The 24,068-nt window shown below is 34.9% G+C and carries 27 protein-coding genes, 2 pseudogenes and 1 riboswitch; of the genes and pseudogenes, 5 read left to right on the top strand and 24 right to left on the bottom strand.

Annotated elements, in window-relative coordinates:
* Nucleotides 1–21 precede the first annotated feature (21 nt).
* The 4 genes and pseudogenes from BAU28_RS23485 to BAU28_RS23465 all read right to left on the bottom strand — a co-directional run.
* Nucleotides 22–1,149: pseudogene (locus BAU28_RS23485) on the bottom strand (ribonucleotide reductase N-terminal alpha domain-containing protein); the annotation flags it as partial.
* Nucleotides 1,136–1,495: a class Ib ribonucleoside-diphosphate reductase assembly flavoprotein NrdI gene (gene nrdI, locus BAU28_RS23480; protein ID WP_002170995.1), complete on the bottom strand. Its 360-nt coding sequence runs from the start codon at nt 1,493–1,495 to the stop codon at nt 1,136–1,138. The gene nrdI and the pseudogene BAU28_RS23485, both read right to left, overlap by 14 nt.
* A gap of 486 nt (nt 1,496–1,981) precedes the next feature.
* A complete protein-coding gene (locus BAU28_RS23470; RefSeq protein WP_002170994.1) occupies nt 1,982–2,299 on the bottom strand; it encodes a hypothetical protein in 318 nt (105 codons plus the stop codon).
* A gap of 25 nt (nt 2,300–2,324) precedes the next feature.
* Nucleotides 2,325–2,519 (bottom strand): hypothetical protein, encoded by a 195-nt coding sequence (locus BAU28_RS23465; protein ID WP_048369473.1) that lies wholly within the window; start codon nt 2,517–2,519, stop codon nt 2,325–2,327.
* Nucleotides 2,520–2,781: 262 nt separating this feature from the next.
* Here BAU28_RS23465 and BAU28_RS23460 point away from each other — a divergent pair, with 262 nt between their 5' ends.
* On the top strand, nt 2,782–3,360 hold the full coding sequence (locus BAU28_RS23460) for a GNAT family N-acetyltransferase (protein WP_071720169.1): 579 nt from the start codon (nt 2,782–2,784) through the stop codon (nt 3,358–3,360).
* A gap of 53 nt (nt 3,361–3,413) precedes the next feature.
* Here the strand turns inward: BAU28_RS23460 and BAU28_RS23455 are convergent, their stop codons facing one another.
* Together BAU28_RS23455 and BAU28_RS30560 are read right to left on the bottom strand one after the other, a co-directional pair.
* Nucleotides 3,414–4,016: a histidine phosphatase family protein gene (locus BAU28_RS23455; RefSeq protein WP_002170991.1), complete on the bottom strand. Its 603-nt coding sequence runs from the start codon at nt 4,014–4,016 to the stop codon at nt 3,414–3,416.
* A 91-nt stretch (nt 4,017–4,107) separates the two neighbouring features.
* Entirely contained in the window at nt 4,108–4,290 is a 183-nt protein-coding gene (locus BAU28_RS30560) for a hypothetical protein (RefSeq protein ID WP_081806944.1), read from the bottom strand.
* Between the two features lie 229 nt (nt 4,291–4,519).
* Between BAU28_RS30560 and BAU28_RS23445 the strand changes: the two genes are divergently transcribed.
* A complete protein-coding gene (locus BAU28_RS23445) occupies nt 4,520–4,705 on the top strand; it encodes a YkvS family protein (RefSeq protein ID WP_025150969.1) in 186 nt (61 codons plus the stop codon).
* Nucleotides 4,706–4,760: 55 nt separating this feature from the next.
* Here the strand turns inward: BAU28_RS23445 and queF are convergent, their stop codons facing one another.
* Genes queF through queC form a run of 4 tightly spaced genes read right to left on the bottom strand, consistent with a single transcriptional unit; the run spans nt 4,761 to nt 7,139 of the window.
* Nucleotides 4,761–5,258 carry a preQ(1) synthase gene (queF, locus tag BAU28_RS23440; protein WP_002170988.1) on the bottom strand — a complete coding sequence of 166 codons (498 nt, stop codon included), beginning with the start codon at nt 5,256–5,258 and terminating at the stop codon, nt 4,761–4,763.
* A gap of 18 nt (nt 5,259–5,276) precedes the next feature.
* The gene (gene queE / locus BAU28_RS23435) at nt 5,277–5,993 is read right to left on the bottom strand and encodes a 7-carboxy-7-deazaguanine synthase QueE (protein ID WP_002170987.1); all 717 of its coding nucleotides are present in this window, start codon (nt 5,991–5,993) and stop codon (nt 5,277–5,279) included.
* Nucleotides 5,986–6,477: a 6-carboxytetrahydropterin synthase QueD gene (gene queD, locus BAU28_RS23430; RefSeq protein WP_071720168.1), complete on the bottom strand. Its 492-nt coding sequence runs from the start codon at nt 6,475–6,477 to the stop codon at nt 5,986–5,988. Before queD ends, queE begins: the two co-directional genes overlap by 8 nt.
* Nucleotides 6,477–7,139 carry a 7-cyano-7-deazaguanine synthase QueC gene (queC, locus tag BAU28_RS23425; RefSeq protein ID WP_048369480.1) on the bottom strand — a complete coding sequence of 221 codons (663 nt, stop codon included), beginning with the start codon at nt 7,137–7,139 and terminating at the stop codon, nt 6,477–6,479. The genes queD and queC overlap by 1 nt, the downstream gene beginning before the upstream one ends.
* Before the next feature lie 93 nt (nt 7,140–7,232).
* A riboswitch (PreQ1 riboswitch) is annotated at nt 7,233–7,276 on the bottom strand.
* Between the two features lie 207 nt (nt 7,277–7,483).
* Between queC and BAU28_RS23420 the strand changes: the two genes are divergently transcribed.
* Nucleotides 7,484–8,692, top strand: a complete 1,209-nt coding sequence (locus BAU28_RS23420) for an ATP-binding protein (protein ID WP_048369482.1) — start codon at nt 7,484–7,486, stop codon at nt 8,690–8,692.
* Nucleotides 8,693–8,701: 9 nt separating this feature from the next.
* Here the strand turns inward: BAU28_RS23420 and BAU28_RS31120 are convergent, their stop codons facing one another.
* The 4 genes from BAU28_RS31120 to BAU28_RS23400 form a co-directional block, all read right to left on the bottom strand.
* A complete protein-coding gene (locus tag BAU28_RS31120) occupies nt 8,702–8,818 on the bottom strand; it encodes a DUF6254 family protein (RefSeq protein ID WP_000038354.1) in 117 nt (38 codons plus the stop codon).
* Between the two features lie 215 nt (nt 8,819–9,033).
* Nucleotides 9,034–9,567, bottom strand: coding sequence for a DinB family protein (locus BAU28_RS23410; RefSeq protein WP_002170982.1), 534 nt, complete (start codon nt 9,565–9,567; stop codon nt 9,034–9,036).
* 138 nt (nt 9,568–9,705) lie between these two features.
* Nucleotides 9,706–11,400, bottom strand: coding sequence for a M3 family oligoendopeptidase (locus BAU28_RS23405; protein ID WP_071720166.1), 1,695 nt, complete (start codon nt 11,398–11,400; stop codon nt 9,706–9,708).
* Between the two features lie 161 nt (nt 11,401–11,561).
* Nucleotides 11,562–12,008 carry a MarR family winged helix-turn-helix transcriptional regulator gene (locus BAU28_RS23400; RefSeq protein WP_002170980.1) on the bottom strand — a complete coding sequence of 149 codons (447 nt, stop codon included), beginning with the start codon at nt 12,006–12,008 and terminating at the stop codon, nt 11,562–11,564.
* A gap of 193 nt (nt 12,009–12,201) precedes the next feature.
* Here BAU28_RS23400 and BAU28_RS23395 point away from each other — a divergent pair, with 193 nt between their 5' ends.
* Complete coding sequence (locus tag BAU28_RS23395) at nt 12,202–13,698, top strand: DUF3149 domain-containing protein (protein ID WP_071720165.1); 1,497 nt, start codon at nt 12,202–12,204, stop codon at nt 13,696–13,698.
* A 29-nt stretch (nt 13,699–13,727) separates the two neighbouring features.
* On the opposite strand, the gene BAU28_RS23390 is transcribed toward BAU28_RS23395, so the two are convergent.
* Nucleotides 13,728–14,009, bottom strand: coding sequence for an aspartyl-phosphate phosphatase Spo0E family protein (locus BAU28_RS23390; protein WP_025150978.1), 282 nt, complete (start codon nt 14,007–14,009; stop codon nt 13,728–13,730).
* Nucleotides 14,010–14,346: 337 nt separating this feature from the next.
* Between BAU28_RS23390 and BAU28_RS23385 the strand changes: the two genes are divergently transcribed.
* Complete coding sequence (locus BAU28_RS23385; protein WP_002170977.1) at nt 14,347–15,117, top strand: divergent polysaccharide deacetylase family protein; 771 nt, start codon at nt 14,347–14,349, stop codon at nt 15,115–15,117.
* 63 nt (nt 15,118–15,180) lie between these two features.
* Here BAU28_RS23385 and cbpA read toward each other — a convergent pair whose 3' ends face one another.
* The 9 genes and pseudogenes from cbpA to BAU28_RS23335 all read right to left on the bottom strand — a co-directional run bounded on the left by cbpA (nt 15,181) and on the right by BAU28_RS23335 (nt 24,063).
* Complete coding sequence (gene cbpA / locus BAU28_RS23380; protein WP_025150980.1) at nt 15,181–15,804, bottom strand: cyclic di-AMP binding protein CbpA; 624 nt, start codon at nt 15,802–15,804, stop codon at nt 15,181–15,183.
* Nucleotides 15,805–15,928: 124 nt separating this feature from the next.
* The gene (locus BAU28_RS23375) at nt 15,929–16,558 is read right to left on the bottom strand and encodes a class II aldolase/adducin family protein (protein ID WP_002170975.1); all 630 of its coding nucleotides are present in this window, start codon (nt 16,556–16,558) and stop codon (nt 15,929–15,931) included.
* Nucleotides 16,559–16,800: 242 nt separating this feature from the next.
* Nucleotides 16,801–17,034: pseudogene (locus BAU28_RS23370) on the bottom strand (leucine-rich repeat domain-containing protein); the annotation flags it as partial.
* Between the two features lie 336 nt (nt 17,035–17,370).
* Nucleotides 17,371–18,153 (bottom strand): DeoR/GlpR family DNA-binding transcription regulator, encoded by a 783-nt coding sequence (locus tag BAU28_RS23360; RefSeq protein ID WP_071720163.1) that lies wholly within the window; start codon nt 18,151–18,153, stop codon nt 17,371–17,373.
* A gap of 40 nt (nt 18,154–18,193) precedes the next feature.
* Complete coding sequence (locus BAU28_RS23355) at nt 18,194–19,378, bottom strand: saccharopine dehydrogenase family protein (protein ID WP_071720161.1); 1,185 nt, start codon at nt 19,376–19,378, stop codon at nt 18,194–18,196.
* The gene (gene phnW, locus BAU28_RS23350; protein ID WP_048369495.1) at nt 19,375–20,472 is read right to left on the bottom strand and encodes a 2-aminoethylphosphonate--pyruvate transaminase; all 1,098 of its coding nucleotides are present in this window, start codon (nt 20,470–20,472) and stop codon (nt 19,375–19,377) included. Before phnW ends, BAU28_RS23355 begins: the two co-directional genes overlap by 4 nt.
* A gap of 15 nt (nt 20,473–20,487) precedes the next feature.
* Nucleotides 20,488–21,282 (bottom strand): phosphonoacetaldehyde hydrolase, encoded by a 795-nt coding sequence (phnX, locus tag BAU28_RS23345; RefSeq protein ID WP_071720160.1) that lies wholly within the window; start codon nt 21,280–21,282, stop codon nt 20,488–20,490.
* 21 nt (nt 21,283–21,303) lie between these two features.
* The gene (locus tag BAU28_RS23340; protein WP_071720158.1) at nt 21,304–23,061 is read right to left on the bottom strand and encodes a putative 2-aminoethylphosphonate ABC transporter permease subunit; all 1,758 of its coding nucleotides are present in this window, start codon (nt 23,059–23,061) and stop codon (nt 21,304–21,306) included.
* Nucleotides 23,062–24,063 carry a putative 2-aminoethylphosphonate ABC transporter ATP-binding protein gene (locus BAU28_RS23335; protein WP_071720156.1) on the bottom strand — a complete coding sequence of 334 codons (1,002 nt, stop codon included), beginning with the start codon at nt 24,061–24,063 and terminating at the stop codon, nt 23,062–23,064.
* Nucleotides 24,064–24,068: the final 5 nt, after the last annotated feature.

Here is a 24,068-nt window from a genome sequence, read left to right as displayed (position 1 = left end):
CTAGAAGGTGCTACATATTTAACACAAGTTCGACATCTTCACAGTTCCAATATCCTTCAGTGGATGTTGATTATTTGCATTTGATTTAAACATTAAGTATGGATAACCAGACTCAAGTTGAATCATAGCAATTTTAATAAGCATATCACGCGCACTAATGTCTAGCGGCTTCTTCTTCACTTTCGGATTGCTCATTAATTCATCGTACATTTCATCAATATCAATATCATCTAAATGCTTGCCATATTCTTTAAACACTGTATAAGGCGCGAAAACATGGAAAGGTTCGTTTTTCTCAGCAAGTTCAAAGAACTTACTTGGAACGATAATTCCGATTGATAGAGACTGAATACGGCTCTTCTCATCGGCATTTATTTTTTTTGTATCAAGGAATTCAATAATATCCCAATGGAAAATGTTTAAGTATACAGCCCCGGCACCTTTTCGTTGGCCAAGTTGATTCGCATATGAAAACGAATCTTCAAGCAATTTCATAACAGGTACTACACCACTTGCTGCGTTATCAATACCTTTAATTTGCTCACCACGTGCGCGTAGCTTAGATAAGTTTAAAGCTACTCCCCCACCGATTTTCGATAGCTGCATCGCAGTATTAATGTTAAAGCCGATTGAATTTAAGCTATCGTCCATCTCTAACAAGAAACAAGACACCATTTCTCCTCTTCTGCTTCTTCCCGCATTTAAAAAGGTTGGTGTCGCTGGTTGATAGTTTTGTTTTACAATCATGCTTGCGAATTGTTTTGCCTTCGCAACCTCACCGCGTCCTAAGTATAATGACACAATTGCTACACGATCTTCATAGCTTTCTAAGTATTGTTTTTGATCATTCGTTTTTAACGCATAATCTTTGTAGAACTTAGATGCTGCCATATAAGATTGGAACTCGAAGTTTTCACCATAAGCGATGTTATATACTTCTTCTACTTCCTCCAAGCTATACTCGTCCAGAACGTTGTAATAGTAATCGTGTTCTTTCATATACTCCATTCGCTCTGCCACGCTATTAAAATGAACGGTATTCTCTCTAGCTTCTTCCATAAAGACTTCTAATGCCTCTTTATCTTTATGAAGCTGATAAAAACCGTCCTGCATTTGCGTGATTTCATTATTCAGTTCAATGTGTCGCAATCTCCCGCACCCTTTCTTTAAAATATTCTACATCATTATTTGTTCCAGATAACTCAAATTTTGATACAATAGGCACTTCATATTTAGCAGAAATTTTGTCAGCACTTGCACCGAACATGTCTCCCCAGTTACGATTGCCGCTTGCAGATACGCCTTTTAATTTGTCATTATTGCGTTCTAAAAAGTCTAAAACACGTTCTGGTACATTGCCAAAACCTGTTGTATACGTAATAAGAATAAATTCTTCATCTAGTACTAGATCTTCATCAATTTGAACGGCCGGCATATTTAATTTGTGGATGAAACGCTTCACGTTTCCTGTCATAGAATCATATGCAACTAACATTTCCGACCCTCCCTCTCCAATCTATATTCTCTGTATGTCGTTTCTTGATTTCTCTATATATTGTATTACGTTTCAAAATAAGACACAAGATATATGTATAAATTCTTTCTTTTTTTAACTTTTACTTTTCGACATGACCGCCGATTTTTTTCAATACAATGACTATGAAACAACATTCTAAAACTCATGTCAATAAAGTGCTTTTCGAAAAAGTTGTCAACGGATTTAACCTTATTTTAAAAAAAGTTAACAATATTTTTTGTCATAAAACGGTAAATGCTGGAGGAATATATTTCTCCAGCATCACGCAAAAAAGAACAGACTTTAAACGATAATCTGTTCCAAAAAACGATTACATTTATCCAATTTACTTTATTAAATATTATACATATACTCTTATTCCTCGTTACATACTAAAAGATAACTATTATAGAAAAGGATTATTATTATGGAGCTTCAATTTATTTATGAAAAAATTTTATATGTTTATTCACAATGTTCAATACGCAAAATATCTTTCACAAATATATGATGGGGATTCTCATCTTTATCAAGTAACGTACATACAGGAGCTTCTTCATCAAAGTATACGATCATTCCTTCTACGTACTGGTATGTACGCTGAACTTGTACAGTCACTTTAATCTCTGCCGCTTGCTCATATGCCCGTTTTATTTTCTGAAGCATTTTCGCTGAACACTTTCGTTTCTCTGGATACATAACCATTCCCATAAATCTATTCCCAGCTCTATCTTTCCACATATAATCCCAATGTGGTAATATGCCTTGTTTAAAATCGCCCATAATTCTCCTCTCCCTTATCTTCTATTTACGAACGTGGCGTTTCTGAATATGTATAAATCACCTGTCCACCACGCTGTGCGTTCCCAATAATATGTTTAAAATCTTCTCGATTTACAACAACTTCCCTGAACGTATAAAATACATCTTTCGTTGCAATATACTCCTTTATTTCACCACTTTTCAGCTGATCCAAAATTGTATTTGCTAATTGTTCATCCATGTATTTCACCTCTCTGCAATAGTTTATTTTATCGCATCTTCTATAGGTCGACAACGGTAAAATTATCCCGTTACTATTATGTAATGCACTTTCATTATTTTTATAGCTATATCACTTTATTATTTTCTCACTAAATATCATATACTAACATAGCTACTTCTCTATATCAAACTTTTTGACGCCCTGTATAACAAAGTTCCAAATCACTGTTTGATATTTTGTTTTATGCTACAATGATATATGTAGAACTAGGAGGGATACTATGATTCGGAAAGCAAAAAAGACAGATGCGGTAGAAGTAGCACCTTTACTGTATAACGCTCTGCACGAAATTGCTGAAAAAATCACAGGTAGCACAGTTGAAGCAAAAGTAATACTAGGACTTGAAACATGGTTCGCAAAAGAAAATAATCGATTGAGCTATGAAAACTGTTTAGTGGCTGAACAAGGCGGAAAGGTAGTTGGGGTTATTGTCGTTTATCACGGTAGTGACGCTGAACAACTTGATGCACCAATAGTACGCTACTTAAGAGAGTTACATGGAGATGAATCCATTACGTTAGAAAAAGAAGCTGAACTTGATGAGTATTATATTGACACGTTGTCAGTTTCAAGTATGTACAGTGGACGTGGTATTGGCTCTAAATTAATCGAGGCAGCTGAACTTCATGCATCTGAAAAAGGTCATGAAAAAATCGCCTTACTTGTTAACTTAGAAAACAAACGCGCTTTTTCACTATATGAAAAACTCGGTTACAAAGAAGATAAAACCGTTATGCTCGTTGGCGAACCATATGCCCATCTAATAAAGCCATTACGTATATTAGTTTCCATGTTTTAAAAAGAAAGAGGCTGCCAAAAGTAGCTATTCAGCTACTTTTTGGACAGCCTCTTTTAAGTTAATTTTGTATTTAATACATTTCCATTCATCGCCTCACGGAATGTATACGCTGTACATCCCCACGGCTTACGATGAAAAATAGGAGGCCCAGACCACCCCATTGCCCTCAGTTCCGTACCAATCATCGTATTAAAATAACTATGGCTTACTAGCGCTATACGCCCGTGTACAAGCGCATAGCGATGTAACATGTTAGCAGCTTCTCTTGCTCGTTCTCTCGCTTCTTTATAAGACTCAACTTCTTTATGATATCCAACCATCCATAAAGCACGTCCAATGAAAAACCACGTCCCAGTTTTACATTTAAACCATGATGGTGCAAAAAAAGTCGATGGCACTTCTACTTCTCTAAAAAGTGAGCTTTGTATAAAAGACAAGGAATCCATTAATTCCGCTGCTGACTGCACAGCACGTCTTTGATCGCTCGATACAATCAACTTTGCTGATTCAATTGCCTCAATCGTTTCTATTGGTATGTTACATTCTCTGCTCCCATTATCTCCATCATACCTCTTCAGCCATTCATGAAATGAAGTAATTGTCATCGGTTCTATAGCACTATTCAAACGACCATGACGAATAAAAGAAATCCGCATTCTTTCCACTCTCCATTCATCACTTACGAACTATATTATGTACAATTTCTTACATTCATCATAACATGCTGAAAATGAAAGTTACACATTGCTACATATCACCACCACTATCATGTGTTACCGAAGCATGTATCCCATCCAGACCATCAAAATATGTAGTTGTTTCCTGATGACGAATTTTTTTCAACTGTATATAAGAAAATAAAAATAAAAATAACGCTATAAAACTCCCCACAACTTCAAACATCATTTTACCGCCCCTAGTTTCTCCCACTTTAATAGGTCATTGTACATCTTTATTATACTCCTATATAAAGATGTATGCATTTTTATCATTCCTCTTCTAACAACATGTTTTGTGAATATTCCCTTACAAAAGTGAATATTTTTCGAATTTTTACTTTGGAAACATTTACAAATTAGAAAATATAGTTCAAAATAAGAGGAAATAAAAAGCCCAAATTATTCTTTTTTGGGGAAAACTGTAACAAGGAGAGTTGCTTATGCAGATCGCAGAAACTGGAGATATCATTGAATTTAAAGGTGGAATGCAAGGCCGTGTTCAAAAAGTAAATACAAACTCCGTGATTGTTGATATAACTATTATGGAGAATTTTAGAGAACTAGATATGGAACCTCTTACAGTTGTAAGCCATAAAAACTATACTGTTATTAATCAACATGCATAATATAATAGAAAGAAAGGATCTGTATATCATACAGATCCTTTCTTTCTATTATATATTAACGATTATCAATTGTTTCTGGATATAGATCGTGATTCATCATGCGGTAGTCTGCCATTTCCTCATACTTAGTTCCTGGGCGACCGTAGTTACAGTAAGGATCGATTGAAATCCCACCACGTGGTGTAAATTTCCCCCATACCTCAATATAACGTGGATCCATTAATTTAATTAAATCATTCATAATAACGTTCATGCAATCCTCATGAAAGTCACCATGATTTCGGAAGCTAAATAAATATAGCTTTAATGATTTACTCTCTACCATTTTTTGTTCTGGAATATAGCTAATATAAATTGTCGCAAAATCTGGTTGTCCTGTTTTTGGACATAAACTTGTAAATTCAGGACAATTGAATTTTACAAAGTAATCACGGTTTGGATGATTATTATCAAATACTTCTAAAATTTCCGGGCTATATTCAAATAAATATTTTGTATTTTGATTTCCTAATAATGTTACATCTTTTAAATCTTCATCTAATCTTCCTGCCATTTTAAACATCCCTTCTCATTATACCCCTCGTTTATTTCCCCATACTAACGCATGAAGCTGAGGCAGTACTTTCGCATCATTCATTTCTTTACAGTGCACAGCTTTTTCAATAAGCCACTCATATTTTTCTAATAAGTTTTTAATAAGCATTGCATCATCCACTGTTTTCGTATCATCATTCCCTACTTGTAAGAAAAATGGTACATTCGGATAACGCTCGTGCATCTTGACTGCATATTCAAAATCTTGATCATCGAATACTACTACTTTTAAACTAAAATCTTTCCCTGCTAGTTTATGAATAATAGAATCTAACATCTGAAAATCTGTTTTCATCGTTGAACTTGGTGGTTTTGGAGAAATCGTTACCTCATCAATTTGAAGTAACCAATCTTGCCATTTACTCCCTTGCGTTTCTATCGCTGTTCGCATACCATTCTCTTTTAATATAGAAAGAAGAAATTGCATATTTTTCAGTAAAACAGGATTTCCACCTGAAATCGTAACATGAGAAAAGTTCTCTCCACCAATTGCTACAAGCTCACTCCAAATGTCTTCCGGTGTCATTTGTCTAATTTGCTCTTTTGCTGACCCATCCCATGTAAAAGCAGAATCACACCAAGCGCAGCTATAATCACAGCCCGCTGTACGGATAAACATTGTCTTTTGTCCTACAACCATCCCTTCTCCTTGAATGGTCGGGCCAAATATTTCTAAGACGGGGATTTTACTCATCGAGCATCCACTCCCGTCTTACTTCCGCATAACTAGTCGGTGTTTCAAAAAGACGAACAAATTCAACACGAGCTCTCTTGTATTCGTTCACACGATTATCTTTTGTTAATGCTTCTGCCATCTTTTCATAAATCCATACGACCATATTTTCAGCAGTCGTATTCATTGCTGGCAATGTTTCGTTTAAATAACGATGATCTAAATAAATTTCTATTTCATTTTTCCAAATTTCTTTTATATCTCCAAAGTCAATTGCAAGGCCTATTTCATTTACATATCCACTAATTCCAAACACGACTTTATATGTGTGGCCATGTAAATTTTTACATTTCCCTTCATAACAGTGTAAATGGTGCGCTGCATCAAATGTAAATTCCTTGCTGACCATTACTCTTTTATTATGATATTTGAGTTGTTCACGCTGAATATCCTTGTCCATTTTTTGCAAATTTTCTACGATGCGAAATCCAAAAAAGTTATCCATTAGTTGTTCGCTCCTTCGCGTTCTTGTAGATACGTATCTAATCCTGCTTTACGAAGTTGACATGCTGGACATTCACCGCAACCATCACCAATGATTCCGTTATAACACGTTAATGTTTTTTCTCTAACAAACTCGAATGCTCCAAGTTCATCTGATAATTTCCATGTCTCTGCTTTATCAATCCACATAAGTGGTGTATGAATAACAAACGGATAATCCATAGATAAATTCAATGTAACGTTTAATGATTTCACAAACACGTCACGGCAATCTGGATAACCACTAAAATCAGTTTCACATACACCCGTTACAATATGACGTGCTCCCACTTGTTTTGCTAATACCGAAGCAAATGATAAGAATAGTAAATTTCGTCCATCTACAAATGTCGATGGCAATTCACCTTCTTCATGTGTAATCTCCATATCCGTTCTCGTTAACGCATTTGGAGCAAGTTGATTTAATAGGCTCATATCTAGTACCGTATGTTTAATACCTAGCTCTTTCGCAATTTCTGCTGCACAATCAATTTCTAACTTATGACGTTGATTGTAGTTAAACGTTACAGCTTCCACTTCTGCGAACTGTTGCATTGCCCAAAATAAACATGTTGTACTATCTTGTCCACCACTAAAAACAACAACTGCTTTTTCTTTTTTCATTTCACTCATTCTCCTTCTCTACTACGAATAAGAAGAAAGAACGTTCTTGAACTGTCACAATAAAAAAACAAAACAATACCTAAGGATATTGTTGTTTCCATAGTTTTTTATAGAGGGAGTTCGCGAACCTCTCCCATGCAGTGCACGGAATTTCTTCTTTCATTGACAAAGATTATTGTAACATATTGTATACTACCAGAAAAAATTTCTGATTTTTCCGCTATTTCATATTTCATTTCTTTCATTTTATAGTATGATTAATTTAATGTTAGAAGAGAGGAGGCACCCCACTGAAGCTCTTTATTATTTACCTCTTTTTAAATATATTATCCATTCTCGTTACAATGCTTGTATATCATTTATTTTGGAATCAGAAAGGGAAACGATCTCCTAAATTAAATTCAGCTATATTTATTGTATTGTGTTGCCTCGCTACCATACTATGTATCACTTTTGCAGCAAAAACAAATAATGGTTTTCAATTTGATATGCGTCATATCGTATTAATTGTCGGCACATTAACAGGAGGACCTATTGCTGGGGGTTCTATTTTAGTTGTATTAAACATATATCGCTTTTTATTAGGAGGAATAGGTGTTTTTCCATCCTTTATCGCTTCTATTCTCCTATTTATTGTTCTGCTATTGACATACAAACTTTTTAATCGAAGTTCTAATCATGTAAAAATAACACTTGCTATTTTTTACAGTCTCACATACGGGTTTGGTTGGATACCTTTCTTCCTTTCAGAGGTTACAAATAGGGCAGATTATATACCACATATCATTGTATACGAACTATGTACGATGATTGGCACGATCCTTATTTTATATTTACTACACATATTACAGACGCAAGTTCGTCTCCAAAATGAACTTATGAACGCCGAAAAATTTCATTTAATAGGTGAAATGGCAGCTTCCATCTCTCATGAAATTCGCAATCCTTTAACTTCAACGAAAGGATTTTTGCAGCTTTTACAGTCGGATACATGTTCTGAGGAAGAGCGAAAATTATATATCGACATAGCCATTAATGGTATCGAACAAGCAAATCATGTTCTTACCGATTACTTAACTTTTGCGAAACCGAGTATTGAAAAAGAACAACGATTACAAGTAGAAGAAGAATTACTTCATGCGTTGTCTTTGATAACACCTCTCGCCAATTTAACAAATGTTCGTATACATTACATAAAACAAAGTACCTCTTTCTTTATCGCTGGCGAAAAACAAAAACTGAACCAATGCTTATTAAATATTTTTAAAAACTGTATTGAGGCTATGCCTACAGGTGGTGACCTTATTCTTACATTAGTTCCAGACCATAAACATATACAATTATATATAAAAGATACAGGAATTGGTATGGATCAAGAACAAGTAAAACGCCTTGGGTCACCTTTCTACTCAACGAAAGAGAAAGGGACCGGACTCGGAATGATGGTCGTCTTCAGTGTCATTCAAGCAATGGATGGAAAAGTTGATATTATAAGCGAAAAAGGTACAGGTACAACCTTCTTATTAACTTTCCCGCTCATACAAAAAACGTGATGGAGTTCATCACGTTTTTTCTGTTCCTTCAACTAATTCTGCAAAAGCTTTCACTTTCCCATGTGGCTTTTGATTTTCTTTTCGAGCTTTCCAAGCGCGCTCTTCTTCTCTCTTTTTCTTTGACATGTTTTTCAACTCCTTCTTTTCTTTTCTCCATGTAGTATTCCAAAATGTAAAAGAAAACTATGCATAAGTAAAAAAGAAAAGAAGTGGTTCCCCACTTCTTTCACTTTATCCCGCTATTTGTGGGCAGTAAGACTCCCACCTCAAAATTCGGATGTAAGGCTGCCCGTAAATGCCCGATTGGTGCGGGATGCCTCCCCACCGATTAAAGTTTCACTTTAACGCTGTAAAATTGCATGTTTCGCTTCTTTTAGTTGTGTAAGATGTCTTTGCTCATGCAAATCAAGAAATTGAACCCATTGGTATAAATTCAAATCATTAAAAACAGGATGCTTTAATCCGTTTTCAAATAATTCTTTTTCATCTATTACGCTATGCAGCGCGTGTAATAATTCTTGTCGTGAATGTTCTAGTAATTGAATGCCTTGTAGTTTTTTCATTAATGTTTCTGTTGGTTTCATTTGTTGAGGAGCTTCTCGTTTATGTGTGCGATCAAGCGTAAGCTGGAGGTCTTTAAATGGAGCAAGTTTTCTTTCTTTTTTTTGCAAAGCATATACAAGGGCAGATGTGACAGACTGTTCAACTAAATGTAAGTGATGCAAAATTTGAATAATACTCCATTTATCACGGCGTGGCTTTACATTCACCTCCGTATCGTTTAACATTTCAATTTCTGATAACAGTGTGCTTCGTGTAGACTGTAATGAGTGCACTAAAGTTTCTAAACTAACATCCATATTAGATTGAAGCATAATTCTTTCCCCCCTTTTGTTGGTGAAAAGAGGTGCTCCTTATTAGAAACACCCCGTTAATAATTCTGAATTTTCTTTTATTATCTCATCATTTTTCCATTATGTCGATGTTAAACATGTGAAAAAACGCATGCTTTTTTACAATTTTGTGTCGTCTACTGCGCGTAACCATGCTTCAATTTCTGTAATTACACTTTTTACACAACCTTCAGCAAATGGCGATGTTAAATTTGCAACTTCTACTAATTCTAAGAATGACTTACTTCCACCTTGTTGACAAAGATTCACATAATCTTCCCATGCCTCTTGTCTATTATCTCTCGCACGTTTCCAAAATTGTAGTGCACAAATTTGAGCTAGCGTGTAGTCAATATAGTAGAACGGTGAACTATAAATATGTCCCTGACGTTGCCAGAAACCACCGCGCTCTAAATAATCATTATCTTCATAATCACGATGTGGTAAATACTTCTTCTCTATGTTACGCCATGCTGACTTACGCTCTGCTGGTGATGCTTCTGGATTTTCATATACATAATGCTGATACTCATCAACAGATACACCGTACGGTAAAAATAGAAGAGCTGAACTTAAGTGTGAGAAATAATATTTATCTGCATCTTCTTCAAAGAATAACTTCATCCATGGCCATGTAAAGAATTCCATACTCATAGAATGAATTTCACACGCTTCATATGTTGGCCAATTATACTCTGGAATTTCATATTTACGACTTTCATATACTTGGAAAGCATGGCCCGCTTCATGTGTTAGTACATCAATGTCACCAGACGTTCCATTAAAGTTTGAGAAAATGAACGGCGCTTTATAATTCTCGATATATGTACAATATCCGCCACCAGCTTTTCCTTTTTTCGCAACTAAATCTAATAAATCGTTATCTAGCATAAAATTGAAAAATTCATCTGTTTCAGCTGATAACTCTTTATACATCGTTTTCCCATGATTAATAATCCAATCCGCATCTCCTTTTGGCGTTGGGTTACCTGTAGCAAACTCAAAGTTTTCATCATAATAAGCGAGCTTTTCTACACCGATGCGTGCTTTTTGTCTATTTCTTAACTCTGTTGCAACCGGAACTATGTAATCCAATACTTGCTGACGATAGTTCGCAACCATTTCAGCATTATAATCTGTACGATACATTCTTGCATATCCTAATTCAACAAAGTTCTTGAAACCAAGTGATTTCGCGATTTTCGTTCTCACTTTAACAAGCTCATCATAAATACGATCTAATTCTCCCTCATTCTCAGCTAAAAATCCGTAGTATGCTTCACTTGCTGCCTTACGTTCGCCTCTTTCTTTTCCTTGCATAAAAGGAATAAGTTGCGATAACGTTCTTTCTTCTCCTGCAAAGTCAATTTTTGCAGATGCTAATAACTGTGTATATTGTGAAGACAATTTATTCTCTAATTGTAAATCTTTCACTACTTCATCTGAATATGTTTTTAAATCACATTCAGCTAAAGCAAATAATTGTTTCCCATAATATGCTTCTAATTCTTCACGGAATGGAGAATTAATTAACGCTTTATAATACTTCGTTCCATAACCTTGCACAACTGGAGAGTATTCATCAAAGAAATCTTGTTCTTCCTTATAAAAGGCATCTGTCGTATCCACAGAATGACGAATGTAACAAAGATTCCCCATTGTACCAAAATCATTGCGAATTTCATTAATTGAATTGATTACTTGTTTTTGTTCTTCAATCGTTTTTGCATTATCGAATTTTTCTAAAGCAACAGTAAATTTCTCTTTTATTTCTTCAATATTTGGCCGTTTATATTCATAGTCTTTAAATGACATGAACGAGCCCCCCTCTCCATTATATGTATCTTTACTATAATTCAATGCTTACTTACGAATCTCCTCTTATTCTTCAGTAAAATTCGGCAGTTACTGTCTTGATTATATGCAAACAAAAAAGCTTTGGATTTCTTTATCCAAAGCCCCTTTGGAACATAACATCATTTTTCATACTTTCCGATTTTTTTCAATAGATCAAGTAATTCATCCTTCTCATCCTTCGTTAACATTTCAAAAGACTGATGTATAACTTGCTTATGACCTGGAAAAATAGAAGCAATAAAGTTCTCTCCAGACTCCGTTAATTGTGCATAAATTACACGTCTATCATTTGGACATGGAATTCGCTTTACAAGCCCTTTTTTCTCTAGCTTATCTACAACGTATGTAATGCTACCACTAGCTATTAAAATACGCTCACCAATTTGCTGAAGTGGTTGGCCTCCTTTATGATATAGGAGTTCTAATACAGCAAACTCAGTTGGATTTAATCCGTTACTTTGAATGGATTTATTTGTAATATCCATAACAGAACGATGTACACGGGATAATGCAATAAATACTTTTAGAGATTGAGAAATATCTTCTCGCTCATTATTTGATGTCATACCATTTCAACCCTTCACTTAAATTCTCCGCAACAAAAAGAAAAGCAATGTAGTACTTCATTACAATTTCCGAATGAACATTCACTCATCCCTTTTCCTTTCCCTAATATAATGCAAATGATTCTTAAATAAAAACATGACAATTTTAACATAGTTTATATATAATGATAATAAAAAAGAAGGAGTACCAAATTTGAAAGTCAAATTACAAAGCATAGTTTGTTACATACTGCTTGTTATACTGCCAACGATAGGGATCGGTGCCACATTTTTTTCGTATCACACTTATCAAATGAAACAGGAAAACAAACTATCTGCTCATACTGTTCTCTTTTTATATAGAGACTATTTGGACCATCACCTTGGTGAAGCTATTTCTGCCTTAGAAATGCTCGCAAAAGTTGTAGGAACCGAAACAGGAAACATAAATGGAATTAAACAGATTGTACACGATACAGATGGAAATGATGAACGTTTTTCTGGTCTATATTACGCTACGACAGATGGGATAATTACACTCGCATCCGAAGGTGAATCAACGCACGTTGATGTCTCTGACCGCAAGTACATTCAAGATGCATTACAATCTAAGAAAACAACTGTATCATCAGTTATAACAGATCGCGTCCTTGGGCATCAGGCTATTATGATTGCCTCTCCAATATTTAATAAACAAAAGGAACTCTCTGGATTATTGTTAGCTAGTTTACGCTTTGACTACATTTCATCCTCTTTAAATGCTATTAAACCACAATATCATTTCGAAGTGACTGATAAACACGATGTAGTTTTTCTAACCGATGATAATAATGAAACAAGCGATGAGCATTCTAATATGCTTACTACCCCACTCCAAAGATTAAACTGGAAGGTCTCTGTTTCTCCGTTACCTATTCATCAACAAACCTTATACCGGTTAGTTTCAATAGAATGTACAGCTACTTTATTTTTAATGTCTATTTTATTTTTACTTGTTCAATATATGTTATTAAAACGGCAAACAAAACTAGAAAGACAACAAAATGAACTACAAAAAATTGAATTGGTTGGAACTTTTGCGGCTAGTACAGCTCACGAAATCCGTAATCCTCTTACTGGAATTAAAGGACTCGTTGCTCTATTAAAAGAGAAATATAGAGATGAGCAGGATCAGTTCTACTTTTCAGTGATTGAACAAGAAATAGAACGTATTAATGAGATTGTAAGCGAATTTCTTATTCTTGGAAAGCCAACTGCCATCATTGAACAAATATATGATGTAAGAACGATTCTTAATGAGGTAGCAGTAATTATTCAATCTGAGGCGAATTTGCATAATATTATATTCCATTTACATTTGCCAGACCACCCTGTTCATATACGTTGCTCAAAAGACCATATGAAACAAGTGGTTTTAAATATTACCAAAAATGCAATTGAAGCTATGGCTTCTGGGGATACATTAACTATTGTAGTAACAAACAATGAAAAACACGCACAATTGCAAATTATTGATACCGGAAAAGGAATTCCAAAACATATTCAAAAACACCTCTTTCATCCGTTCTTTACTAATAAAGATACTGGAACAGGTCTTGGACTTGTCATATGTAAACGAATTGTAGAGATGTACAATGGGCACATTTTTATTGATAGTAAAGAAAGCAAAGGAACGACAGTTCATATCGAGATTCCATTACACAGAGTATAATTATCCTTATCCCAAAAGGATAATTATACTTATTTCATAAAACCAGCCACAAGCATTCGCCAAAAATTACTCGATTTTCCTTCATACCCTATTTGAAAAATAGGTGCCTTTATAATTGAAAACCATTTCGGTGTTTGTTTTTCTTTATAACGCTGATACTGTAAAATAAGCTTGTCCAATTCTTGACTAACTTGAATTGTCTCCATACTATTTAATCCACTTGTCAATCCTGATTGAATCATTTCTTCACGTTTCATATGAATATCATGCGAAAGCTTTTCTAATGTGTACTTCCTTTTTACAGTAAACATCCATATCCCCCTTAGTATTCTTCCATGCTCTCAACTTCACTTCTACATTGATCTTTCAACTTCTTAATCACATTCAAATTTGAAAAATCAGAAATTTAAACATTTTCTCCCTGTAATTTACAAATCTTTACCCTCACTTTGAGAATTATTACAAATTATTCTATCTTTGTAAATACATTCGCAATAATAGACATTTTTTTCATCTTCTTTTTTTATAAATACCAAGTAAACAGTGGGTTCTCCATTTTCCATATACTTTTCTTCGACATTTTTTGTTTAATTTATATAAAAACGCAAAACATAATGATGATTTATAAAATAGAAAGGAAATATTTATATGCGCAAATATACTATTACATTGCTCGTTTTTACCCTGTTCGTACCCTTTTTCTTATTTCCTATTCAAGCAAACGCCCATACGAATAAAGTTGCTATTGTCATCGATGATTTCGGCAATAATATGAAAGGAACGGATAAAATGTTATCACTTCCTATTCCACTCACTATTGCTGTTATGCCATTTCTGCCTTCCACTAAAGAAGATGCGATAGCAGCCCATAAAAAAGGTCATGAAGTTATTATACATATGCCAATGGAGCCAATTAAAGGAAAGAAAGAATGGCTTGGACCAAAAGCGATTACAACAGATTTAAGTGATGAAGAAATAAACAATCGACTCGAACAAGCAATTCAAGAAGTGCCGCATGCAATTGGAATGAACAATCATATGGGATCAAAAGTAACCGCTGATGAAAGAATTGTACGTCTTATACTTTCTGCCTGTAAAAAACACGGTTTATTTTATTTAGATAGTAAAACAAACCCTAATAGTGTTGTCCCAAAAGTCGGTAAACAATTAGGGGTACCTATTATTGAAAACCAACTATTTTTTGATGATGTATATACGGCAGATCATGTTTCAAGACAAGCCCAATTACTCATAAAAAAAATTCAAGAAAAACCCATTATGGTAGCTATCGGACACGTTGGCCCTCCAGGGGAAATTACATCACGTGTTATCGAAACTTCTATTCCTAAAATTCGCGAGCATGCAGACTTCATCTTTTTATCTGATTTAGCATTATCTCCACCACCCGTTTCGAAATAAAATTCATATACCCTACTAAAAAAGGTACTCATCTACACATAGTAGATGAGTACCTTTTTCAATTTAAATATAATCTACGTGACTCACCCGAAATCCCTTTTTCTCTATTCTTCCAATTAATTGTTTTAATGTTTTTTCATTTAACTCATCTGATATATTTACGATAACACGGCGAATATATTGATCACCGTTATCTAAAGTAAACATTCCACCGATATTGTATGCCTTTAACAATGTCCCAATTTCTTTAATCGTTCCCTTACAATCTTGTGTTGCAATCGTTAATATATACCCACCCGTTCGCATACCGAACGAATCTTCAATAACATCAAATACATTAGAATGTGTTAAAATACCAACAAATTCATTATAATCATTTAAAACCGCTAAAAATGGAAGACGACGAATAACATAAAAAGCTCTGAAAAAAGAATCCTTTTCAAAAATAAACGCATATGAATCTTCCAGCACATCTCCCGTACTTACATGTTCTAATCCGCTATTACACTTTTTTTCTAAAAGGTCTACTTTATAAATAATCCCTGTGAATTTCTTCTCATCTTCTGCTAATACAGGGATCGCTCGAAATCCCGTTTCATTCATAATTTGCAATGCCCGTTCACCGGAATCATTCATTTTGCAAAAGGTAACCTGCTGTTTCGGCAGAAAATGATATTTAACTCGCAAAATATGTTCCTCCTTACATGTCAACATGTAATCTATATATAATAAGGAGACCTATATTTTATGAGTAAAATTATTTTTAAAACGCTTTCATTTATTTGAAATGATAACCATTGTTAATAAATTTTTATATCACAGAACTTTTTGCCCCTTTTATCATTAAAAGCTTTACGTGATAGTTCATTAAATACTCTATACCTTCCAACCATTTTTTCGCTTCTTCTGGAGTTTTCCCCCACACAATCATTCCGTAATTATGAACAAGAACTACCCCTCCGCCTTCAACAAAATTCGGAACATTACTTTCTAATAAATTAGCGAACTTTTTTTCATCTTCTACAATTGGAATTGTCATTTCTGTAATACCTTCTTTTCCAAAAACACGTTCCACGCTGCGTTTCTCGAATGTTACTTCTCCTTCTTTCCCATATAACTCTGACATTAAATGGCTATCTACAGTTTGCACTTGTAAAATACATTCCGCACTGCTTTTTTTATAAATATCCGCGTGCATAAAAGATTCTGAAGCTGGTTTTTCTTCGTTCTCAAATACTGGCTCACACATGCAATTTACAACGATAAAATCCTCTTCCGAAAATAACCCTTTATCTCTTCCTTCTACATTCACTAAAAATGTTAATGGCTCTTTTGACGTACACATCGATAAACTAATTTTTGTGCCATAAAACCAATCGCGAAGTGCCAACTCTGCTTTCACATCTTTTAATTCATTCCATTTCTTCAGAAAAAATAACATTTCGTCACCCCCGGCGTAATATTAATATAATGTTCAAATCCTTTCTATGTAAAAGGAGTTATTTTTTGATTATTCTAAAAATTTAATTGAATTATCACATGAGAAAGCCTTTTTGTCAATACGGTTTCACCACTCCTCGTAAAAATAGGCGACTCACACGTAAACACTCCTGTCTATTACCTACTTAATCTTGTACATATAAAAAATACGTTATTCTTCTTATTAAAGAATAACGTATTTTTCTCATTATTAGGTAAATCTAATACTTTAAGATGAGTCATTTTAGCAAGCGGTGTCACATCTTCAATTTGATTTTTCCCGATCCATAATTCATCTAATTGATTCATTTGATCAATGCCCGATAAATCTTTAACGTTATTACGTGTTAATACTAAATCTTTTAAATGTAATGAGTATAACGGTGTAATATCTTCAATTTGATTACCTGCTAAAGTTAAGTATGTTACATTTTTTAATCACATTAAATTTATATTTCTGGCTATAAAAAATAAAAAGCCCTTTATTCAAAGGGCCTTCTTACCTATCGTATGAAGAATTTCACTTTTTTCTTTTTCATTAATAACACCGATTTTTTGCAAAATATTCGTGTACAATACAAGTTTATTATATATCCGTTCCGACATTCCCGTCCCCTCTTTCCTCCAGCCAACTTTTTTTCTATTGGTAAATTATATGAAGGAAATGAGAAAATGTGTCCACTTTTTGCACGAATACAAATCTTTTCTTCCACTATTCAAAATCATATCAAAATTTATGTTAAGTGATTCCACCTATCCATAAAAGCTGGATTGCTAGCAAACAGTCCATTGAATATTATGCTTTTTAGCTTCTTCTTCAAAACTATATGGCATTTTCTTATCACAAATGACATGTTGAATACGAGAAAATCCCGCTATTCTATAATTCCCTTTTACGCCTACCTTTGTATGATCACATAAAATATATGTTTTCTCAGCTAGTTTAATCATCGCTTCTGACAGTTTCGCTTTTTCTAATTCAAAGCTGGAAACCCCAAAACTTGGTAACAATCCATCAATCGAAACGAACGCTTTATGAAAATGAAATTGATGGATAACTTGCTGGGAAATAGATCCTGACACACGTGAATGCTTTGGAGATACTTTTCCGCCAATAAATAGAACTTCACCATGAAACATCTTTTTATTAATAGAAGATATTAATTGTGTTGCTACTGGAAATGAACTTGTTACAATTGTCAAGTTTTTGCGATGAACAAGGTATGGAACCATTTGAAGTGGTGTGCTCCCATCATCAATGGCAATGACATCACCATCTTCCACAAATGTCGCTGCTTTATAACCAATTCTTTTCTTCTCTTCTATATGCAGCATCTCTCTTTCTAACATCGGTGCCTCTACCCCAGCTCCTGGAAGTTGAACAGCTCCTCCATACACTTTCTTCAGCTTTTTTTCACGATCTAATTCTTCTAAATAACGGCGAATTGTTTCTGTTGATACTGCAAACTCTCTCGCTAACTCCGAAACTTTCACTTTCCCTTTAAACTCTACCTTTTCAAGAATGGTTCGCTTTCTTTCTTCTCCTACTACAGACATAGCTTCACCCCATTTATATCTACCTCATGAAATTCTTTGCTTATACCAAGTTATAATTCTCTTTTTCAGTAAAAACCTCTTCATGAATATGAATACCGCGCTTTTCTAGTTCATCAAAAATTATTTGTGGATTTTCGAAAGCTTCTTCGGGCGTTAAAACACCGACTTTATTAACAACACCTTTTGCCATTAACTCTGTAGCAATCCCAAATGGAATACCGACGTTCCTCGTATAGGCTCTTAATTCTTCCCATCCTTTAATTGATCCATCAGATAACGGGTGTGTATGATATAAAACATGTCGCTGTTTTTCATTATTTTTCATACCTATTACTTCTACATGAAGTGCATAACCATAAATTTTTGTTTCTTGTCCTTCTTTCGATTGTAGTAAATATTTCGAAATACAATCCATAATACCAATTTCTTTACCGTCTATTTCAATCTGATCATTACGTAAAATACCGTAATCATATAAGGCACGTACGAGCTGCATATTTTGCTTTGGCCAAGTTCCTCTTGTTTCAATCAGTTTGACACCTTTATTTTCTAGTGCTTTTGCTAACGTAATCGTTTCAGAATGCGGGATTATATACTGTGTTGTTTTACCGTAAGGCGCTGGCAATTCAATTTCTCTTGGGCGCGCAAACGGAGGCACTTGCTTAAACTCACCGTCTTCATACACTGTACGCGATGGTAAATGCGGATCATATTCATATGTCGTTGTCTCTGTAATTGATGCTGAAAAAGCAATTGGACGATACGAACCGTGACTTACACGAACTGACTCTACACTATCTAGCTGATTTGCTGCATGCATTGCCATCATTTGCGTTACACCTGGCGTCATGCCAAAACCAGGTAAACATGTTTTTTCATTTTGAACAAATATAGAATGGGATTCATTTTCTTCACCAAATCCATTCAAGTTCACACCGTGACACCCAGCTTCCGCAATACAGCGAGTAGACAGTCCATTTAACTTTATCGTCGTGCCATCCATTACAATGTCATAGCCTTTCATTTTTGCTACCGTATCCTCATGATTTGTCACATCGACTTTTACAAAATCAACACGAGGATCATTTAACCACTCTACTACTTTACGACCCTCTTCTTCATTAAAATCGGCTACTGTAATCGTCTCAAAAGATGAAAATTGAACTAAATCTAAAATTGCTTCACGACAAATTTTACCTGCTCCACCTAAGCAAAATACTTTCAACCTATAACAACTCCTTTAGCAATACTATCAACTAAACGATTAATATCTTCTTCATGTACATCACCGATATTTCCAATGCGGAACGTATCTACTTTCGAAATTTTTCCAGGGTAAATAACAAAGCCATCACGCTTTAATTCGTTATATAATCGTTGAAATTCGAATTCCCCTTCTGGATAAATGAAAGATGTAATAATAGGAGATTGATATTTTTCATCTACTAATGGCTTAAAGCCGATTTCCTTCATTCTGTTCACTAATAGTTTTTGATTATTATAATATCGATTGTAACGTGCTCTTACTCCGCCTTCTTCTTCTAATTCAAGCAACGCCTGATAAAAAGCACGTACAATATGAGTTGGTGAAGTAAAACGCCATTTCCCATTTTGTTCTTCCATCGTTTCCCACTGATCATATAAATCCAATGATAAAGAACGGGCTTGCCCTTTACATTTCAATAGTTCATCACGTTTTGCGATGACAAAGCCGAATCCAGGAACACCTTGAATACATTTATTCGCACTACTAATTAGAAAATCAATTTGCAAATCAGCAATATCTATTTCAATACCACCGAAACTACTCATTGCATCAACCAGTGTAACTTTTCCGTATTGCTTCCCTAATTTACATACATCTACAATTGGATTAATAATACCTGTTGTTGTTTCACAATGAACAACTGCAATATGGGTAATCTCTTTATCTTGTTGCAATAACTTTTCTACTTCTATAATATTAGTTGGCTCCCACTCTTCTGTTTGACTGACCACCACATCTATATGTAACATCTCTGCCATTTGCACAATTCGCTTACCGTACGCACCATTTGTACAAACGAGAAGCTTTCCGTTTTTAGGAACGACAGAACCAATTACAGATTCAACTGAAAACGTACCGCTTCCTTGCATTAAAACAGTTGTATATTTCTCTTCTTCCTTTGTTGCCAATGATACAAGTCTATTTCTTACATCTTGCACCATCGTATTATATTCAACATCCCACGTACACCAATCATATAACATAACTTCTTTTACAGTTTTTGTTGTCGTTAATGGTCCTGGCGTTAGTAATAAATAGTGATTTTCATTCATGATCCCGTGCCCCTTTTATGAAATAATAAGTTCTTGTTTCTCGATATGTTCAATTACGTTTTCGAGTTCCTGCATCGTTTCGATCGTAAAGTGTGCCCCGTTTTCAATGAAACGATTACGAACCACTTCCATTTTTCCGCGAAGCTCTACCGGATTCATATTTTCAACTTCCTCTTCCGTTAAACCGAGCTCACTACTGCCAAGAATTACACCAACTGTCCACATTCCAGCATTTCTTCCCTCTTTCATATCTGATACCGTGTCTCCAACTTTCATCATATGATTCATTGGATATACACCAAGTTCCATCGCATTTTTATAGCACATCCACGGGTATGGACGACCTGCTGGAACATCATCTGGTGTAACGAGAAAATCAGGTTTATATCCTTGTAATGCTGCTCCCTTTGCTACAATGTCCATCATTTCTCTCGTATAACCAGTTGTTGAACCAATTTTAATGCCTTTTTCTCGTAATGAAGCAATCACTTCTTTTACTCCATTAATCGGCGACACATAGCGCGGTAAAATGGCGAAGAGAATTTCTTCAAATTCTTCATACATCTCATGAATGTCTGCTTCTGTTGGTAATTGTCCGAAGACACGATTCCACTCACTCGCAATACGAGGCATCTCTGTTAGTGCCCTTACATGATCTATTTTTAATAATCCCATTGGCTTACGAGCTTCTTCAGCTGTAATTTCAACACCACGTTTATGAAAAATCTCCATAAATACTTCCAGTGGTGCAAAACATCCGTAATCAACTGTCGTACCTGCCCAATCAAAAATAACTGCTTCCATTTTCATTTTATCCATCACCTTTCTTACTTATCTTTTTTGCCATTGCGACGTTCGGTTACGAAGAGCTTTCGTTCCCCATTCATATAAAACTCTCACTACAATATTTGTAACAACAATGAGTACGCTCATCGCAGCCGCTGGTGCCACATTTCCTGCATCATCCATATTTACAATTGATACAGCAGCTAGTTTAAAATCAGCTGCGTACAAGAAAACAACTGCCGATACGGTTACCATTGAATTGACGAAGTAGTACATAACCATTTCTAAAATTGCTGGTAAACACATCGGGACTGTTACTCGAAGGAATGTTTTATAAAACGGAATGCCCATAGACTGCGAAACAAGTTCAAACTCTCGATCTAGTTTCTTTAAAGCGGTCGTTGCCGTAACGAATGTTACAGAGTAAAAATGAATGATATTTACTAATACTAAAACGGCAATTGTGCCATATAAGGAATGAAACGGATTCGTTACTGAAAGTCCAAGGATTTGAATCGTTGGTTGACTAAAGAAAAAGACGTATCCTAACCCAAGCACTAAACCTGGAATCGCCAAAGGTACGATAGAGAAAAAGTAACCTGTTTTCCGGAAAAATTGTAGCTGATCTATTTTCTCAATTGCATATGCGAATACAAATGTTAAAATCGCCCCAATAACCGCTGTAATTGCTGAAACAATTACGCTATTTTTAAACGCTTCAAGTCCATCTCCTGTTAAACTTGAAAAATTAAAATGCTCAAATGTAAAGCTCATATTATATGGCCATACTTTCACACTTGCAGCAATGCCGACTGCAACAAACAAAAGAATAATCATAAGAGTAATTACACTACAATATATGAATGAGATTACATCTCTTTTCTTATTAGCTGTTATTCTGTATGGTACTGCTTTTGAAGATAAGAAATTCGCCTGCTTTCTTTGCGTAATACGATCAACTGCAAAAGCAAAAATAGCTGGGATTAATAAAATCATTCCGACAGTTGCACCCATCGGCATATTTTGCTGTCCAATTACTTGCTTGTATACGTCAGTAGCAAGTACATTATATTGCCCACCAACAATTTTTGGTGCTCCAAAATCAGTGAAACTAAGTGTAAACACAACGAACATTGCACTAATTAATCCGTACTTTACACTAGGTAAAGTAACAGTGAAAAACTGCTTTGTTTTACTCGCTCCTAACATATTAGAAGCTTCATATAAACGATAATCGGAGCCTTGAAAAGCAATTAATAATATAAGAAATGCTTGTGGAAATGTATACATGACTTCAGCCATTACAATTCCTACTGGGCCATATAAAGGGATTTGTATACCTTCAAATAAACCAAACATCCCTTTCGTTACTAACCCTTGATTACCAAATAAATAGGTAAGCGCAATACCATGCATCATCGTTGGCGCGAACAATGGCAATAATGCTACGTATTGAAATACACGCTTTCCAAAAACATTTGTACGAGCAATCGCATATGCATAAGCGAAAGCCAATGCAACTGAAATGATTGTTGTAGTGCCCGAAATCCATACGGTATTTTGTAATGACTGAACTAAAGTTGGTGTTGTGAAATATTTACTGAAATTCGCTAAACCAACGAAAGCTCCATCTTTATCATAAAAAGCTTGTGTAAATAGTTGTAATAGCGGTAATACAAGTATGATAAGAAAGGAAAGAATCATACCAATAATTACGAGCCTTTGGATCCATTCCTCTTTTCCTATACTTCTCTTAATCTTTTTTTTCGTACTTTCTACCTTATAGTTTTCTAACATCTCCATCTATACAATGACCTTCTTTCCATATGACAACATATGATTTTCTGAGAAAGAGATTTGAATGGGCTTTCCTTTTCTAATAGCCTTTGCCTCTACTTCCGATGCCAATATATCCACTACAATTTTATCATTATAAAGATGTGTTTTCTCTTCTATAACCCGCACTTCCGTCCGGTATACAGATCCACGAAACTCCATACTTTCCACAACTGTCTTAATTCCATCCTTTTGTACAACTGTTACATGTTCAGGACGAATTGCATGTTCTTCGTTATTTTTCGAAAAGAAATTAATAGAGCCAATAAAATCTGCCACAAACGGATTGGCTGGTCTTTGATAAATCTCCTCTGGTGTTCCAATCTGCATAATTTCCGCATGATTCATTACAACAATTTTATCAGCCATCGTTAATGCCTCTTCTTGATCATGCGTTACCATAATAGTTGTTACTCCTACTTTTTCTTGCAAATCACGCATTTCTCTACGCAATTTTTCACGTACTTTTGCATCTAAAGCAGATAACGGCTCATCGAGTAACAAAATATCCGGAGACAGAGCGAGCGCACGTGCAAGTGCTACTCGCTGCTGTTGTCCACCAGACATTTGAGCAGGATATTTATCTTTTACATTCAGCAAATCAACAAGTTCTAACGCAGCTAGCGCTTTCTCTTTTACTTCTGCTTTTCCATATTTTTTTGTCTTTAAGCCGTATTCAATATTTTCAAGTGCTGTTAAATTCGGAAATAATGCATATGATTGAAAAACCATTCCGAAGTTCCTCTTTCCAGGCGGCAATGCTGTAATATCTGTTCCATTCACAGCTATACTACCTGTTGTTGCCTCTTCTAGCCCCGCTAAAATTCGAAGCAACGTCGTTTTCCCACAACCACTCGGGCCTAATAAACAAACAAACTCATTTTTTTTCACTGTAAAAGAAATATCTTTTAACGCTGTAAACGCATCAAATTGCTTTTGAATGTGTTGAATTGATAAATATTCGCTCATTTTTC

Source organism: Bacillus paramycoides, from assembly GCF_001884235.1.
Taxonomy (GTDB): Bacteria; Bacillota; Bacilli; order Bacillales; family Bacillaceae_G; genus Bacillus_A; species Bacillus_A paramycoides.
The sequence above is the reverse complement of the archived record's forward strand: the minus strand, read 5'-3'. Positions and strand labels throughout refer to the sequence as shown.